This is a genomic window from Bradyrhizobium sp. CCBAU 25360, from assembly GCF_028128695.1.
Taxonomy (GTDB): Bacteria; Pseudomonadota; Alphaproteobacteria; order Rhizobiales; family Xanthobacteraceae; genus Bradyrhizobium; species Bradyrhizobium ottawaense.
The window spans coordinates 306,519-320,507 of the sequence record NZ_LBJA01000038.1 but is presented as its reverse complement, the minus strand read 5'-3'; the positions used below and the strand labels follow the sequence as shown (position 1 = coordinate 320,507).

Genomic DNA, 13,989 nt, shown 5'->3' with positions numbered 1-13,989 from the left:
CCGGGAGATTGGCGGTGGACGAGCCACTCGCCAACCGGGTCAGGTCCGGAAGGAAGCAGCCCTAACGAGGTCCGGATCGGGTCGCTCGTCAGTCTCCTACCTGTTTTTCGAGCGAACCAGCGCCGGCGGCATCAGCCGCCAGCGCGCTCCTTTCCGCAAAAGCCGGCCAAGAGACATTTCATTGCGGATCGACCGATGACCGACGCTGGCGCCCCTTCCAACCCCGACAGCGCCGGCCAGGCCGGCAATGCGCCGTACCGGGTGCTGGCGCGCAAATACCGTCCCTCCAGTTTCGACGATCTGATCGGCCAGGAAGCGGTGGTCCGCACCGTCTCCAATGCGTTCGAGACCGGGCGCATTCCGCAGGCCTGGATCCTCACCGGCGTCCGCGGCGTCGGCAAGACCACCACCGCGCGCATTCTGGCCCGTGCACTCAACTACGAGATGCCTGATGGTTCGGTAAAGGGTCCGACCATCCACATGCCGACCCTGGGCGTGCATTGCCAGGCGATCATGGAAAGCCGGCACATGGACGTGCTGGAGATGGACGCGGCCTCGCACACAGGCGTTGACGACGTCCGCCAGATCAACGACAGCGTGCGCTACGCGCCGGCCAGCGCGCGCTACAAGGTCTACATCATCGACGAAGTCCACATGCTGTCGACGGCGGCGTTCAACGCCTTCCTAAAGACGCTGGAGGAACCGCCGGAGCACGCCAAGTTCGTGTTCGCAACCACCGAGATCCGCAAGGTTCCGGTCACCGTGCTGTCGCGCTGCCAGCGCTTTGACCTGCGCCGCGTCGAGGCGGACGTGCTGATGAAGCACCTCGCCAATATCGCCGCCAAGGAAAACGTCGAGATCGAGCCGGAGGCGCTCGGCATCATCGCACGCGCTGCCGAAGGCTCGGTGCGTGATTCGCTGTCGCTGCTCGACCAGGCGATCGCGCATGCGGCAGGCGCCGTGAAGGCCGATGCCGTCAGGCAGATGCTGGGGCTCGCCGACCGCACCCGCGTCATCGACCTCTTCGATTCGCTGGCGCGCGGCGACATCGCCGCCGCCTTCAAGGAGTTCCGCGACCAGTATGATGTCGGCGCCGATCCCATCGTCGTGCTTTCGGACCTTGCCGAGTTCGTCAATTTCGTCACCCGCGTGAAGATCGTGCCGGCGACTGCCGACAACGTTGCCTATGGTGAGACTGAGCGCGTGCGTGCGAAGGATTTCGCCTCAAAGATCTCGATGCGCGTGCTGTCGCGGATGTGGCAGATGCTGCTCAAGGGCATTGCCGAGGTGCAGGCCGCGACGCGCCCGGCTGCGGCCGCCGAGATGGTGCTGGTGCGCATCGCCTATGTCGCCGACCTGCCGACGCCGGACGAAGCGATCAGGATGCTGGAGCAGAACGGCGGCGGCTCGCCGGTCGCGAGCGGCGGCGGTGCTGCACGCAGCGCGCCGGCCGCGCCGACGGCCTCCTCGGCGCCTGTTCGCATGCCGACCTCGTCGCCGCCTTCGTTCGGCGGTGGCGGCGCGCGGCCGCAGATGGCGGCGCCCGCGCCGGATCCGCAAGGGGCGGTGCCCCAGCTGCGCGTCACGAGCTTCACCCAGCTCGTCGCGCTCGCCGGGCAGAAGCGCGACATCATGACCAAGAGCGCGCTCGAGGGCGACATGCGCCTCGTCCGTTTCGAGGAGGGCCGGCTGGAGGTCGCGCTCGAGCCGAACGCCTCCAAGACCATGATCTCCGATCTCGCCAAGAAATTCGAGCTGTGGACCGGCCGCCGCTGGACGGTGATCGTCTCCAACGAGCAGGGCCAGCCGACGCTGCGCTCGGTGAACCAGGCGGCGAAGCAGGAGCATGCCCGTACCGCAGAGGCCGATCCGCGCGTGCGGGAGGTGATGTCGCGTTTCCCCGGCGCGAAGGTTGTCGAGGTCCGCAGGCTTGCCCCCGAGACGCCGGAAGCCAATATAAACGCTGACTATGGCAGTGACGATCCGCCCGACGGTTCCGACGGCGACGATCTCTGAGCCCATCTTTTTCCAAGGACGAGCACCGATGGCTGATTTTCTCGGCATGATGAAGCAGGCGGCGCAGCTGCAATCCAAGATGCAGGAGATGCAGGAGCAGCTGGCCAACGTGGAAGTCGAGGGCATCTCCGGCGGCGGCCTCGTCGCGGTGCGCATGACCGCGAAAATGGACGTCAAGGGTATCAAGATCGACCCCTCGCTGATGAAGCCGGAAGAGCGCGAAGTGCTGGAAGATCTGCTCGTCACCGCGCTCGGTGATGCCCGCCGCAAGGCGGAGACCGCGATGCAGGAGAAGATGCAGTCGCTGACCGGCGGGCTCGGCCTGCCGCCGGGGTTGGTCGGCCAGTAAGATGGGCGCGGTTGCAGGTCCCGAAATCGAGCGGCTGGTGCAGCTTCTCGCGCGGCTGCCGGGCCTCGGTCCGCGCTCGGCGCGGCGCGCGGCGCTGCATCTGATCAAGAAGCGCGAAGCGCTGATGATGCCGCTGGCCTCGGCCATGCAGGTCGCGCTCGACAAGGTCCAGGTCTGCAAGACCTGCGGCAACATCGATACGCAAAATCCCTGCACCGTCTGCACCGATCCCAAGCGCGATGACGCCATCATCGTCGTCGTCGCCGATGTCGCCGATCTCTGGGCGCTGGAGCGGGCCAATGCGACCCAGGGTCGCTATCATGTGCTGGGCGCGACATTGTCGCCGCTCGACGGCGTCGGCCCGCAGGATCTGACCATCGACGCGCTGGTCGCGCGCGCGCATGATTCTCGGGTGCACGAAATCATCCTGGCGCTGAATGCCACGGTGGACGGCCAGACCACGGCGCACTACATCACCGACCTGCTCCAGGACGCCAACGTAAAAGTAACCCGGCTGGCCCATGGTGTGCCTGTCGGTGGCGAGCTTGATTATCTCGATGAAGGTACGCTATCGGCCGCGATGCGGCAGCGTACCCTGTTCTAGCCATCCAGACTTTACGGAACGGACGACATGACGAAACTTTTCGCCACACGCTTGGCTTTGGTCGCGACGATGATGCTGCTGGCGAGCCCGGCCATCTCCGCGCAGCAGGACGACGGGGCGCCGCCGCCGTCCAAGCCCGGCAAGCCGATCAACGCCGGCGAGGTGTTGTCCGGCGAGTTGAATGCCTTGAAAGTGCGCGACGTCAAGAATGCCGGCAAGCGGGTTGCGACCTACCAGATCACGTCCGAGCCGCGCCGCCTGCCGCCGCCGAACGGGCTGTGCAATCTCGAGACCGGGCCCGAGACGTTCCAGCTCGTTCCGAGCGGCGATGCGCAGGCCGCGCAGCTGAAGACGTTCGTCGGCAAGGAAATCTCGGTCAAGGTCGACGAAGTCGCCTGCGCCAGCGATCCCGGCCAGATGAGCGAAGCCGTGATCACGAAGTGGAGCTTGATCAAGAAGCAGTAGGGGGGCAGATCGAGATGCCGTAGGGTGGGCAAAGCGAAGCGTGCCCACCGCCTGTGTCGAATGCTTGGAACGATGGTGGGCACGGCGCAAGTGCGCCTTTGCCCACCCTACAGAGCGTCACACCCTCACCGGCCCCAGCGCCTCGAAATGTCCGCGCTTCTGCAGCCATGCGAGCAGCACCAGGCTCGGGATTGCCACCAGCACGCAGATCACGAAGAACAGCGGCCAGCCCGTGGTGTCCGCGACATAGCCCGCGCTCGACGACAGATATGTTCGCCCCACCGCCGCGAGCGCGGTGAGCAGCGCATATTGCGTCGCCGTGTGCAGCGGGTTCTGGCAGAGCGCCGAGAGGTAGGCCACGAAGATCACGGTGCCGATGGCGCTGGTGAAGTTCTCGGCACAGATCGCGAGCGCCAGCGCCCATTGATTGGTGCCGACCACTGCGAGCCAGGCAAAGGACAAATTGGCCAGCGCCTGCACCACGCCACCGATCCAGAGCGACATTGCCAGCGGATAGCGCCGCGCGACGAAACCACCGGCAAACCCGCCGATCAGGGTGGCGGCGAGGCCGACGCCCTTCACGATCGCCGCATAATCGTTGCGGGTGAAGCCGAGGTCGATCACGAACGGCGCCGTCATCGTGCCCGAGAAGGCATCGGTGAACTTGAATAGCACGACGAAGGCGAGCGCGGCGAGAGCATCCTTGCGCGACAGGAATTCGGAGAACGCGCCGATCGCCGCGCTCAACACACGCGCAAAGGCGGTCTCGGTTTGTGTCGCAGCTTCCGCCTGTGCGGATTGCGCCGGCTCGGTCGCGGCCAGCGCGGTGATCGTGCCGATCAGCACCATCGCGGCCATCACCACATAGCCCCACATCCACGCCGAGGTGCGGGGTATGCCGGTGCCTTCGAAGCCCGAGACGATGAACAGCGCGCCCGCGGTCGAGACCAGCATTCCGATGCGGTAGGCCGCAACGTAAGCCGCCATACCGGCGGCCTGCTCGCTCTCCGGCAGGCTCTCGACGCGGAAGGCGTCGACCACGATGTCCTGCGTCGACGACGTCGTCGCCACCAGCAGCGCGCCCAGCGCGACGTAGAACGGCGAGCTGGCCGGGTCGGTCATCGCCAGCAGCAGGATCGCGACGATCAGCAGCAATTGCGAGAACAGCAGCCAGCCGCGCCGCCGCCCGAACGCGCGGGTGAACAGCGGCACATGCAGCGCATCCACCAGCGGCGCCCACAGGAATTTCAGCGTGTAGGGCGTGCCGACCAGCGCGAACAGCCCGATCGTCTTCAGGTCAACCCCGGCCTCGCGCATCCACACCAGCAGCGTGGAGCCCGACAGCGCCAGCGGCAGCCCCGAGGAGAAGCCGAGGAACAGCACGATCAGCACCCGGGGCTGCAGGTACACGGCAAGGCTGTCGCGCCAGGAGGGCGCAGGGACGGAGGTCGCGGCGGGGGAGGTCGCGTCGGGAGCGGTCATGGGGTGGTGTTAGCAGATTCTGGGGGTGATGCCTCTGCCACAAATCCCGTCATGCCCGGGCTTGTTCCGGGCATCCACGTTCTTGGTGCCGTTGAAAAGTCCGTGGATGGCCGGGACAAGCCTGGCCATGACGAAACGGTGTCACTCCCCCGCCTGGAGCTTCCGCGGAAACAGCTCGCCCGCGCCCGCGACCAGCCGCGGTCCCTCGGCCGGCGCGTCCGCCTTGCTGAAATCGAGCTCCTCGATTCGTCCTGCGCGCTTCTCGATCTTGTCGGCGGAAATCAGGATCTGGCGGACGTCCTCGTTCGCATCGGAAAAATGCTTCTGCAATTTGACCACGCGATCCCTGAGACGACCCAGATCGTCGCCGAGCTTGATCACTTCAGTCTGAATCTGGTCGGCGGCATCGCGCATGCGCGCGTCCTTCATGATCTGCTGCATGACCTGGATCGCCAGCATCAAGAGCGAGGGCGACACCAGCACCACGCGGGCGCGATAGGCCTTCTGGATCACGTCGTCGAAACCGTCATGGATTTCCGCATAGACCGATTCCGACGGCACGAACATCAGTGCCATCTCCTGGGTCTCGCCGGTGACGAGATATTTTTCCGCGATGTCGCTGACATGCTTCATCACGTCGCCGCGCAGCCGCTGCGTGGCAACGCGCTTCTCCTCGTCGGTGCGGGCGTCGTGCAGCGCCGTCATCGCCTCCAGCGGAAACTTCGCGTCGATGCAGAGCGGGCGCTGGTCTGGCAGGAACACGACGCAGTCGGGCCGCTTGCCGGTCGAGAGCGTGAACTGGAACTCGTAGGCGCCCTTCGGCAGACCGTCCTGGACGATCGCCTCCATCCGCGCCTGGCCGAAGGCGCCGCGCGACTGCTTGTTGGCGAGCACGTCGCGCAGGGTCGTCACCTGGGTGGTGAGATCGGTAAGGTTCTTGTGGGCGCTGTCGATGATGCCGAGCCGCTCGTGCAGCGCGCGCAGGCTCTCCATGGTGTTGCGCGTCGAATGTTCCATCGACTGGCCGACGCGATGGGTGACCGAATCCAGCCGCTCGTTGACCGCGCGCGCCATCTCGGCCTGGCGTCCCGCCAGCGCCTGGGTCATGGCGTCGACCCTCCCTGAGGATTCGCTCTGGGCGCGCAGCACCTCGCTCAGGCGCTCCTCGAGCTCGTCGGCCCGGATCGCATGCGCCATCGCGAGTTCCGCGCCGCGCCGGCCCGAGCGGGCGATCACGACGGCGATCGTCACCAGCAGGGTGAGGACAAGGGCGCCGAAGCCGATCAGGGCATCAATCGTGCGCACCGGCCAGTCGGCCAGCATGAAAATGATCTCGTTCATGGGCCCTTCTAGCGCGATTCGCCGACCTTAGCGAACGAAGAGGGAACGGTTATGGTTAATAGCCCCCTAATTTTTATGGTTAACGAAACCTCAAGTTTTATGGTTAGCGAGGGGTTAACGGGGTTCCCGGCCGGATTGACCGCGTCCGGCGCGCGGCTTAAATCGCGGCCATGGCCCTCAGAGAAATCATCATCCTGCCCGACAGGCAGCTGCGTCTGGTCTCCAAGCCGATCGAGAAGGTCACGCCGGAGATTCGCAAGCTTGCCGACGACATGTTCGAGACCATGTACGACGCGCCCGGTATTGGCCTCGCCGCGATCCAGGTCGCGCAGCCGCTGCGGCTGATCACCATGGACCTCGCCAAACGCGACGAGAACGGCGAGACCACGCCGCTTCCGCGCGTCTTCATCAACCCCGAGATCATCGCCTCGTCCGAGGAGCTCTCGGTCTACGAGGAAGGCTGTCTCTCGATCCCCGAATATTACGAGGAGGTCGAGCGCCCTGCGAAGGTGCGCGTGCGCTTCACCGATCTCGACGGCAAGGTGCACGAGGAGGACGCCGAAGGCCTCTATGCCACCTGCATCCAGCACGAGATCGACCATCTCAACGGCGTGCTGTTCGTCGACTATCTGTCGAAGCTCAAGCGCGACCGCGTGATGAAGAAGTTCGAGAAGGCCGCCAAGCGCGCGGAGTAACCACGTTCTCCGCCGTCATGCCCGGCCTTGTGCCGGGCATCCACGTTCTGTGCCGCCGCAGGCCGGAAGAACGTGGATGGCCGGGACAAGCCCGGCCATGACGAGTACGTTGCTCGTTTCCGAGGATTGTCTCGCCACATGCCCCTCCGCCTGATCTTCATGGGCACGCCCGATTTCTCCGTGCCGACGCTGCTCGAGCTGGTCGCGCATGGCCACGAGATCGTCGCCGTCTACACCCGCGCGCCGAAGCCCGGCGGGCGGCGCGGCCTGCAATTGCAGCCGACGCCGGTCGAAGAAGCTGCGCGAAAGCTCGGCATTCCCGTGCGGACGCCGAAGACGCTGAAGACCCAGGAAGCGCTCGACGAGTTCAGCGCGTTCGACGCCGATGCCGCCGTGGTCGTCGCCTATGGCATGATCCTGCCGCAGGCGATCCTCGATGCGCCAAAACTCGGCTGCTACAATCTGCACGCTTCGCTGCTGCCGCGCTGGCGCGGCGCAGCGCCGATCAACCGTGCGATCATGGACGGCGATGCCGAGAGCGGCGTGATGGTGATGAAGATGGATGTCGGTCTCGATACCGGCGACGTCGCCATGGCCGAGCGCCTCGCGATCACGGACAACATGACTGCACTCGATTTGCACGATCGTCTCTCTCGCCTCGGCGCCGATCTCATGGTGCGCGCGATGGCCGCGCTCGGGCGCGGCGGGCTCCAGCTCAAGAAGCAGAGCGAGGACGGTGTCACCTACGCCGCCAAGATCGACAAGGCCGAGGCGCGCATCGACTGGACCAGGCCGGCGCGTGCCGTGCTGCGTCACATCCACGGCCTGTCGCCATTCCCCGGCGCCTGGGCCGAGCTTGCCGGCGTCAGCGAGAATGCGCGCGTCAAGATCCTGCGGTGTGAATTGGCAAAGGGGTCGGGCGCGCCGGGCGAGGTGCTCGATGACAACCTCACCATCGCCTGCGGTGAGGGCGCCATCCGCATCATCGAGATCCAGCGCGAAGGCAAGGGCCGGATGCAGGCCGCGGATTTCCTGCGCGGCGTGCCGTTGAAGGCGGGAGCGAGGTTCAACTGATCAGCGATGCCCCGCTACAAGCTCACCATCGAGTATGACGGCGCGCCGTTTTTCGGCTGGCAGGTGCAGGACACGCTGCCTTCGGTGCAGGGCGCGCTGGAGGCGGCCGTGAAGGCGATGACCGGCGCGGATTTGCGGGTGCATGGCGCCGGCCGCACCGATGCCGGCGTGCATGCGCGTGGCCAGGTCGCGCATGTCGATATCGACAAGCAGTTTCCGCCGGGCCGTTTTCGCGACGGGCTCAACGCGCATCTGCGCCCGCATCCGATCGCGGTGCTGGAGGCGGAGATCGTGCCTGACACGTTCGAGGCGCGCTTCTCCGCGGTGAAGCGCCACTACCGCTACCGCGTGATCAACACCCGCGCCAATCTCGCGCTCGACATCGGTCATGCCTGGCGCGTGCCGCGCCGGCTCGATGCGGAGGCGATGCATGTGGCGGCACAGCGTCTGCTCGGCAAGCACGATTTCACCACGTTCCGCGACACCGAGTGCCAGGCCAAGTCACCGGAGAAGACGCTCGACCAGCTCGACGTGCTGCGTGACGGCCGCGAGATCACCATCGTCACCTCGGCGCGCTCGTTCCTGCACAGCCAGGTGCGCTCGATGGTGGGCTCGCTGATCTGGGTCGGCGAGGGCCGCTGGACCGCCGAAGACCTCTCCGCAGCGTTAGAGGCGCGCAACCGCGCCGCCTGCGGCATCGTCGCCCCGCCGGATGGGCTGTATCTGATGAAGGTGGACTATTAGCGCGTGATGCCGCCACACCGTCATGGCCGGGCTTGTCCCGGCCATCCACGATCTTTCTTGCTGGGACTGAAGTACGTGGATGCCCGGGACAAGCCCGGGCATGACGGCGGAATACTTGGCAATGACCGCACCTACCCGAAATACCTTGCCAAAATCCCGCGATAGACCTGCGTCAGCTTCTCCAGATCCTTGACCGGCACCCGCTCGTCGACCTGATGCATGGTCTGGCCGACCAGACCGAATTCGATCACCGGGCAGTAGCTGGAAATGAACCGCGCATCCGACGTGCCACCTGATGTCGACAGCTCGGGCTTCCGCCCCGTCACCTCCTCGATCGCGGACACCGCGAGATCGGTGAACGGGCCCGGCTTGGTCACGAACACGTTGGAGTTCGAGGGCTCCCAGACGATGCGGGCCTTGATGCGGTTGCCGCAGGCTTTTGTCAGCCGCGTCTCGACCAGCTCGCGCAACGAGGCCTGGGTGTGGTTGTCGTTGTAGCGGATGTTGAATTTTGCGCGGGCCTCGCCGGGGATGACGTTGCTCGCTTTGTTGCCGACGTCGACCGAGGTGAATTCGAGATTGGAGGCCTGGAATTGCGCGCTGCCATGGTCGAGCGGCTCGTCGGAGATCGCAACGATCAGCCTTGCGATGTCAGGCACCGGATTGGAGGCCCGATGCGGATAGGCGACGTGGCCCTGCACGCCGTCGACATAAAGCGTGCCGGATTGCGAGCCGCGGCGGCCGACCTTGATGGTGTCGCCGAGCGTCTCGACATTGGAGGGCTCGCCCAGCACGCAATGGTCGAATTTTTCGCCGCGCTCGGCCGTCCATTTCAATAGCTTGATGGTGCCGTTGATGGAGACGTCTTCCTCGTCGCCCGTAATCAGGAACGAGATCGAGCCCTTTCCGTCGTTGCGCGGCTTGCCGTCATTGGCGGCGAGATGCTCCAGCACCGCGGCGACCGAGCAGGCGATGCCGCCCTTCATGTCGACCGCGCCGCGGCCGTGCAGGACGCCGTCCTTCACCTCTCCGGAGAACGCACCGATGCTCCAGGCGCTCTCGTCACCGGGTGGCACCACGTCGGTATGGCCGGCAAAGGTGATGTGCGGGCCTTCGGTGCCGATCCGCGCATAGAGATTGTCGACGTCGGCGGTGCCGGGCTCGCTGAAGGTCACGCGGTGGCAGGCGAAGCCGGCGGCGGTGAGGGCTTTTTCGAGCACCCCGAGCGCACCGGCATCTTCAGGGGTTACCGAGGGGCAGCGGATCAGATCGCGGGCAATGGAGAGAGCATCGGTCATGCGCCCCGCTTAACATGCATGCCGCCGGGTGGGCTAGCGCGGGGCGGGACAATTTCGATCTCGCGGCTCTGGTCCCAGCCTTTCGCAGGGGAGGCGGCGGATGCCGAACTGTCCTCGATATCGAGGAGCGGATCAGGGCCGAACCGGTTGTGGCCCGAGGTGCCGGACCGGCAGAACATTTCGACGAGGCCCCACAGCCACAGCAGTGCGGCAGTCAGGTTGAGCGAAAATATCCAGCTTGATTTGGGCAGCAGGTCCGCGAACTGGCTGAACAGGCCGGGCAAGAAGAAGAACGGAACGATCCACCAGCCGCTCTTGTCGCGGTCATGGAGTCGCTTGATCGCCGTCGCGAGATAGATCCAGAAGAACAGCGCCATGCCGGACGCCTTGAGGATCGAGCCCGCGAGATCGGCCGATGCCAGCGCGTGGGAGACGCGGGGGTCGACCAGCTTGAAGAGGCCGTCGAGACCGAAGTCGAAATCGAGCTCAATTCCGAGCTTCAGGGTGGACCTCGTCCCTCCGACGATCCCGATGACTTGACCGGCAATCTCCAGCAAGCCCGCCAGCAGCGCGACGATCAGCAGCGCCTGCCACAGCAACGCGCGGTTGATGCGGCCGTCGAAGCGGAACAGATACCAGATCCAGTCCATGCGAACGGCTCCGGGCGGGAGGAGCCGCCCGATATTTGGTCGCGATGGAGAGGGGGTGGGTTCGATAGGGCTCCGGTGTCGTCCCGGCGAAGGCCGGGACCCATACCGCGTGATCTATCGACAGTAGAAAGATAGTCGTACCGAACGACGAGTCTTCGCCAAACCACGGCCTCGGAGTATGGGTCCCGGCCTTCGCCGGGACGACAGCGGTGTGCGCCGAACTCAATCCCGCAGCAACTCGTTGATGCTGGTCTTGGAGCGCGTGCGCTCGTCGACGCGCTTGACGATGACGGCGCAGGCGGTGCTCGGGCCGATCTGGCCGTTCTTCATCGGCTTGCCGGGCAGCGCGCCGGGCACCACGACGGAATATTCGGGCACTTCGCCGATGAAGACCTCGCCGGTCTCGCGGTCGACGATCTTGGTCGAGGCGCCCAGGAACACGCCCATCGCCAACACCGCACCCTTGCGCACGATCACGCCCTCGGCGACCTCTGAGCGCGCGCCGATGAAGCAATCGTCCTCGACGATCACGGGCTCGGCCTGCAGCGGCTCGAGCACGCCGCCGATGCCGGCGCCGCCGGAGATGTGCACGCGCTTGCCGATTTGCGCACAGGAGCCGACAGTGGCCCAGGTGTCGACCATGGTGCTCTCATCGACATAGGCGCCGAGATTGACGAAGGACGGCATCAAGACGACGTTCTTGGCGATGAAGGCCGAGCGGCGCACCACCGAGCCGGGCACGGCACGAAAACCGGCGTCGCGAAAACGGTTCTCGCCCCAGCCTTCGAACTTCGAGGGCACCTTGTCCCACCAGGTCGCCTTGCCGGATCCGCCGGGAATGACGCCCATGTCGTTGAGGCGGAACGACAGCAGCACGGCCTTCTTCAGCCACTGATTGACCTTCCACTTGCCGTCGCTGCCGCGCTCGGCAACGCGCGCCTCGCCCTTGTCCAGAATCTCCAGTGCTTGGTCCACGGCCTCGCGCACCTCGCCCTTGGTCGAGGTCGAGATGCCGTCGCGCGCGTCGAAGGCGCTGTTGATGGTGGATTCGAGGGCTTGGAGGGACATCGGGATTTCCTCTGGGAAGCAGGAATTTGACGGATTGGGGCGCTTTTTCGGGATTTGGGCGGGCGGAGTCAAGGCATACTCCGCCGTCGTCCATACTCCACTGTCGTCCCGGACAAGCGCAGCGAAGCGGAGCGCCGATCCGGGACCCATAGCCACAGGGAGTGGTTTGACGAAGATTCGGAGTTACCAATCCGGCGCGACAACCAAATCCCGTGGCTATGGGTCCCGGGTCTGCGCTTACGCTTGCCCGGGACGACGGCGGTTATAGGGGCGAGAGCCCTGCCAAAAACCCCGTCAGATCATCCGTGACGTGGTCGACATGGGCGGCATCCCGGCCTTCCAGTTCCCAGTCCTCCCGCACCACCTCCTTCGTTCCGTCAGGCACCACCAGCACGGTGGTCATGCCGAGCTGGTGCGGGACGGTGAGGTTGCGGGCGAGGTCCTCGAACATCGCGGCTTTGGTCGGATCGACCGCGTGGTCGGCGAGGAATTTCTGATAGGTCTGCGCCGCCGGCTTCGGCTCGAACTGGGCGGCGATGATGTCGAACACGCCGTCGAAATGCGTTGCCAGGCCGAGACGCGCCAGCACCGCATCGACATGGTCGACCGAGCCATTGGTCAGGATCAGCTTGCGCCCCGATAAGTTTGCGATGGCTTCGCCGAGCGCCGGGTTCGGCTGCAGCGGTGAATGGTCGATCTTGTGGACATAGGCGAGATAGTCGTCGGCGGACACGCCATGCAGGGTCATCATGCCGCGCATCGTGGTGCCGAAGCGCAGGTAATAATCCTTCTGCAGTTTTCGCGCCTCCGCCGGCGTCACCTGCAGCCAGCTGGACACGAACTCGGTGATCCGCACATCGACCTGCTGCCACAGATTGACGTGATGCGGATACAGCGTGTTGTCGAGGTCGAACACCCAGGTGTCGACATGAGCAAAGGTGCGGAGTTGGTTCATATCAACATTCTCAGCTCGTCGTCCCGGGGCGCGCGAAGCGCGAGCCCGGGACCCATAACCACGGGGAGGAGTTCGGCGAAGAGTCGGGGTGGCCAGCTTCGCGCCACAACCACTCCCTGGGGTTATGGGTCCCCGCCTTCGCGGGGACGACAGCGGAGCTTGTAGGCGCTTGCGTGTTGATCATGACGCCAATTTCACGGCACCGCAAAGCGGAGCGTCTTGCCGCCGCTCGACATGTCCACCGCGCCAAATCCCGTCATCGCAAATCCGCGCGCGCCGCAATCGGTCTGCTCAACGGTCTCGAACTTGGTCTCGCGCGTGCAGAGCTGCCTGTCGCCGCCCCAGTTCAACGGCCGGTCCTTCAGCTTGACGGCGCGGTTGTCGGCGTCGACGGCCTCCGCGAAGCTGAAGATCTGCTTGGGCTGGCCGGTCACATCAGGATGCAGGCAGGTCTTGGGATCGATGCGATACCAGCCGCGGCTGGTCACGGACTTGCCGTCGTCGGTCGCGATCGCCGCCATCACCTTGTGCGGCGTGTCGTTGCACCAGGTGAGGCCGGTCGGGGACGGCGTCTGCACCGCATCGACCATGGTCTTGAAGAAGTTTTGCGAGCCCACGATGTCCGACGACAAGCCGCGGCTCTTCAGGAACGCGGCCAGGGCTGCCTGCGTCTTCGGCCCGTCGACGCCGTCGATCGGCGCGGCGTCGTAGCCCGCGATCACCAACAGCCGCTGGATGCCGGCGAGGCGGGCCTGCTCGTCGTCATATTCGGAATCCTCGGCGAGATAGGCAATGAGGTTGCCGTCGGCTCCTTGCGCCGGCGTCACTTGCGTAAACGCAGCCTGGGTCTGGCCGCTGCGGCATTGCCGGGCCGCCGCGATGACGAAATTGTCCTGCGCGACACAGAGCATGTCGCTGCCGTTCTGCGGAATCGGGGAGGCGCCATAGACGCCGAGCGCGCGGGCGTTGAGCAGGATGCGATCGGCGGTCAGCGTGCCCTGCACCACCACGCGGCAGGTGGCGGGATCGACCCTGAACCAGCCGCGCGTCGCGGTCGCCGCCTTGTCGTCGATGCCGATCGCGGCCTCGACGACATAGGACATGCGGTTGCAGATCTTCAGATCGGCGAGGGCCGGCACTGAGGAGAAGACGAACGAGACGGCCGCGGCCGGCAGCGCCATCAGGAAGCGGGTCAGGGGTGAGCGGCGGGGGCGCTGAGCCCTCCGCCCGTCATGCCCGGGCTTGTCC

At 65.5% G+C, this 13,989-nt stretch carries 14 protein-coding genes and 1 other RNA gene; 8 read left to right on the top strand and 7 right to left on the bottom strand.

Annotated elements, in window-relative coordinates; translation table 11 throughout:
• Positions 1-3: 3 nt before the first annotated feature.
• From ffs to XH81_RS17430, 5 genes are all read left to right on the top strand, one after another.
• Positions 4-100, top strand: an RNA gene (gene ffs, locus XH81_RS17450) — signal recognition particle sRNA small type.
• Between the two features lie 95 nt (positions 101-195).
• A complete protein-coding gene (locus XH81_RS17445) occupies positions 196-2,016 on the top strand; it encodes a DNA polymerase III subunit gamma/tau (RefSeq protein ID WP_271596310.1) in 1,821 nt (606 codons plus the stop codon).
• Between the two features lie 28 nt (positions 2,017-2,044).
• Positions 2,045-2,365, top strand: a complete 321-nt coding sequence (locus tag XH81_RS17440; RefSeq protein WP_271596309.1) for a YbaB/EbfC family nucleoid-associated protein — start codon at positions 2,045-2,047, stop codon at positions 2,363-2,365.
• Between the two features lies 1 nt (position 2,366).
• Positions 2,367-2,969: a recombination mediator RecR gene (gene recR, locus XH81_RS17435; RefSeq protein ID WP_018320788.1), complete on the top strand. Its 603-nt coding sequence runs from the start codon at positions 2,367-2,369 to the stop codon at positions 2,967-2,969.
• Between the two features lie 27 nt (positions 2,970-2,996).
• Positions 2,997-3,434 carry a hypothetical protein gene (locus tag XH81_RS17430; protein ID WP_018320787.1) on the top strand — a complete coding sequence of 146 codons (438 nt, stop codon included), beginning with the start codon at positions 2,997-2,999 and terminating at the stop codon, positions 3,432-3,434.
• 117 nt (positions 3,435-3,551) lie between these two features.
• Here the strand turns inward: XH81_RS17430 and XH81_RS17425 are convergent, their stop codons facing one another.
• Together XH81_RS17425 and XH81_RS17420 are read right to left on the bottom strand one after the other, a co-directional pair.
• Positions 3,552-4,916, bottom strand: coding sequence for an AmpG family muropeptide MFS transporter (locus XH81_RS17425; RefSeq protein WP_038972273.1), 1,365 nt, complete (start codon positions 4,914-4,916; stop codon positions 3,552-3,554).
• A gap of 141 nt (positions 4,917-5,057) precedes the next feature.
• Entirely contained in the window at positions 5,058-6,257 is a 1,200-nt protein-coding gene (locus tag XH81_RS17420) for a DNA recombination protein RmuC (protein WP_095425067.1), read from the bottom strand.
• 170 nt (positions 6,258-6,427) lie between these two features.
• Here XH81_RS17420 and def point away from each other — a divergent pair, with 170 nt between their 5' ends.
• The 3 genes from def to truA all read left to right on the top strand — a co-directional run bounded on the left by def (position 6,428) and on the right by truA (position 8,770).
• A complete protein-coding gene (gene def, locus XH81_RS17415; protein WP_028140840.1) occupies positions 6,428-6,952 on the top strand; it encodes a peptide deformylase in 525 nt (174 codons plus the stop codon).
• Positions 6,953-7,090: 138 nt separating this feature from the next.
• A complete protein-coding gene (fmt, locus tag XH81_RS17410; protein WP_212475044.1) occupies positions 7,091-8,026 on the top strand; it encodes a methionyl-tRNA formyltransferase in 936 nt (311 codons plus the stop codon).
• 6 nt (positions 8,027-8,032) lie between these two features.
• On the top strand, positions 8,033-8,770 hold the full coding sequence (truA, locus tag XH81_RS17405) for a tRNA pseudouridine(38-40) synthase TruA (RefSeq protein ID WP_152102274.1): 738 nt from the start codon (positions 8,033-8,035) through the stop codon (positions 8,768-8,770).
• 131 nt (positions 8,771-8,901) lie between these two features.
• Here the strand turns inward: truA and dapE are convergent, their stop codons facing one another.
• From dapE to XH81_RS17380, 5 genes are all read right to left on the bottom strand, one after another.
• Complete coding sequence (gene dapE / locus XH81_RS17400; protein WP_271596308.1) at positions 8,902-10,068, bottom strand: succinyl-diaminopimelate desuccinylase; 1,167 nt, start codon at positions 10,066-10,068, stop codon at positions 8,902-8,904.
• A complete protein-coding gene (locus XH81_RS17395; protein ID WP_038947342.1) occupies positions 10,065-10,718 on the bottom strand; it encodes a DUF805 domain-containing protein in 654 nt (217 codons plus the stop codon). The genes dapE and XH81_RS17395 overlap by 4 nt, the downstream gene beginning before the upstream one ends.
• Positions 10,719-10,940: 222 nt before the next feature.
• Entirely contained in the window at positions 10,941-11,786 is an 846-nt protein-coding gene (gene dapD / locus XH81_RS17390) for a 2,3,4,5-tetrahydropyridine-2,6-dicarboxylate N-succinyltransferase (RefSeq protein WP_028140835.1), read from the bottom strand.
• Positions 11,787-12,048: 262 nt separating this feature from the next.
• Entirely contained in the window at positions 12,049-12,741 is a 693-nt protein-coding gene (locus XH81_RS17385; protein ID WP_038947345.1) for a pyrimidine 5'-nucleotidase, read from the bottom strand.
• Positions 12,742-12,935: 194 nt separating this feature from the next.
• Positions 12,936-13,922, bottom strand: a complete 987-nt coding sequence (locus XH81_RS17380; protein ID WP_038947346.1) for a DUF1036 domain-containing protein — start codon at positions 13,920-13,922, stop codon at positions 12,936-12,938.
• Positions 13,923-13,989: the final 67 nt, after the last annotated feature.

Excerpts from the sequence above, each read along its gene's own strand:
- XH81_RS17445 (WP_271596310.1), top strand. The coding sequence starts at position 196 with ATGACCGACGCTGGCGCCCCTTCCAACCCCGACAGCGCCGGCCAGGCC.
- XH81_RS17440 (WP_271596309.1), top strand. The coding sequence starts at position 2,045 with ATGGCTGATTTTCTCGGCATGATGAAGCAGGCGGCGCAGCTGCAATCC.
- recR (WP_018320788.1), top strand. The coding sequence starts at position 2,367 with ATGGGCGCGGTTGCAGGTCCCGAAATCGAGCGGCTGGTGCAGCTTCTC.
- XH81_RS17430 (WP_018320787.1), top strand. The coding sequence starts at position 2,997 with ATGACGAAACTTTTCGCCACACGCTTGGCTTTGGTCGCGACGATGATG.
- XH81_RS17425 (WP_038972273.1), bottom strand. The coding sequence starts at position 4,916 with ATGACCGCTCCCGACGCGACCTCCCCCGCCGCGACCTCCGTCCCTGCG.
- XH81_RS17420 (WP_095425067.1), bottom strand. The coding sequence starts at position 6,257 with ATGAACGAGATCATTTTCATGCTGGCCGACTGGCCGGTGCGCACGATT.
- def (WP_028140840.1), top strand. The coding sequence starts at position 6,428 with ATGGCCCTCAGAGAAATCATCATCCTGCCCGACAGGCAGCTGCGTCTG.
- fmt (WP_212475044.1), top strand. The coding sequence starts at position 7,091 with ATGCCCCTCCGCCTGATCTTCATGGGCACGCCCGATTTCTCCGTGCCG.
- truA (WP_152102274.1), top strand. The coding sequence starts at position 8,033 with ATGCCCCGCTACAAGCTCACCATCGAGTATGACGGCGCGCCGTTTTTC.
- dapE (WP_271596308.1), bottom strand. The coding sequence starts at position 10,068 with ATGACCGATGCTCTCTCCATTGCCCGCGATCTGATCCGCTGCCCCTCG.
- XH81_RS17395 (WP_038947342.1), bottom strand. The coding sequence starts at position 10,718 with ATGGACTGGATCTGGTATCTGTTCCGCTTCGACGGCCGCATCAACCGC.
- dapD (WP_028140835.1), bottom strand. The coding sequence starts at position 11,786 with ATGTCCCTCCAAGCCCTCGAATCCACCATCAACAGCGCCTTCGACGCG.
- XH81_RS17385 (WP_038947345.1), bottom strand. The coding sequence starts at position 12,741 with ATGAACCAACTCCGCACCTTTGCTCATGTCGACACCTGGGTGTTCGAC.
- XH81_RS17380 (WP_038947346.1), bottom strand. The coding sequence starts at position 13,922 with ATGGCGCTGCCGGCCGCGGCCGTCTCGTTCGTCTTCTCCTCAGTGCCG.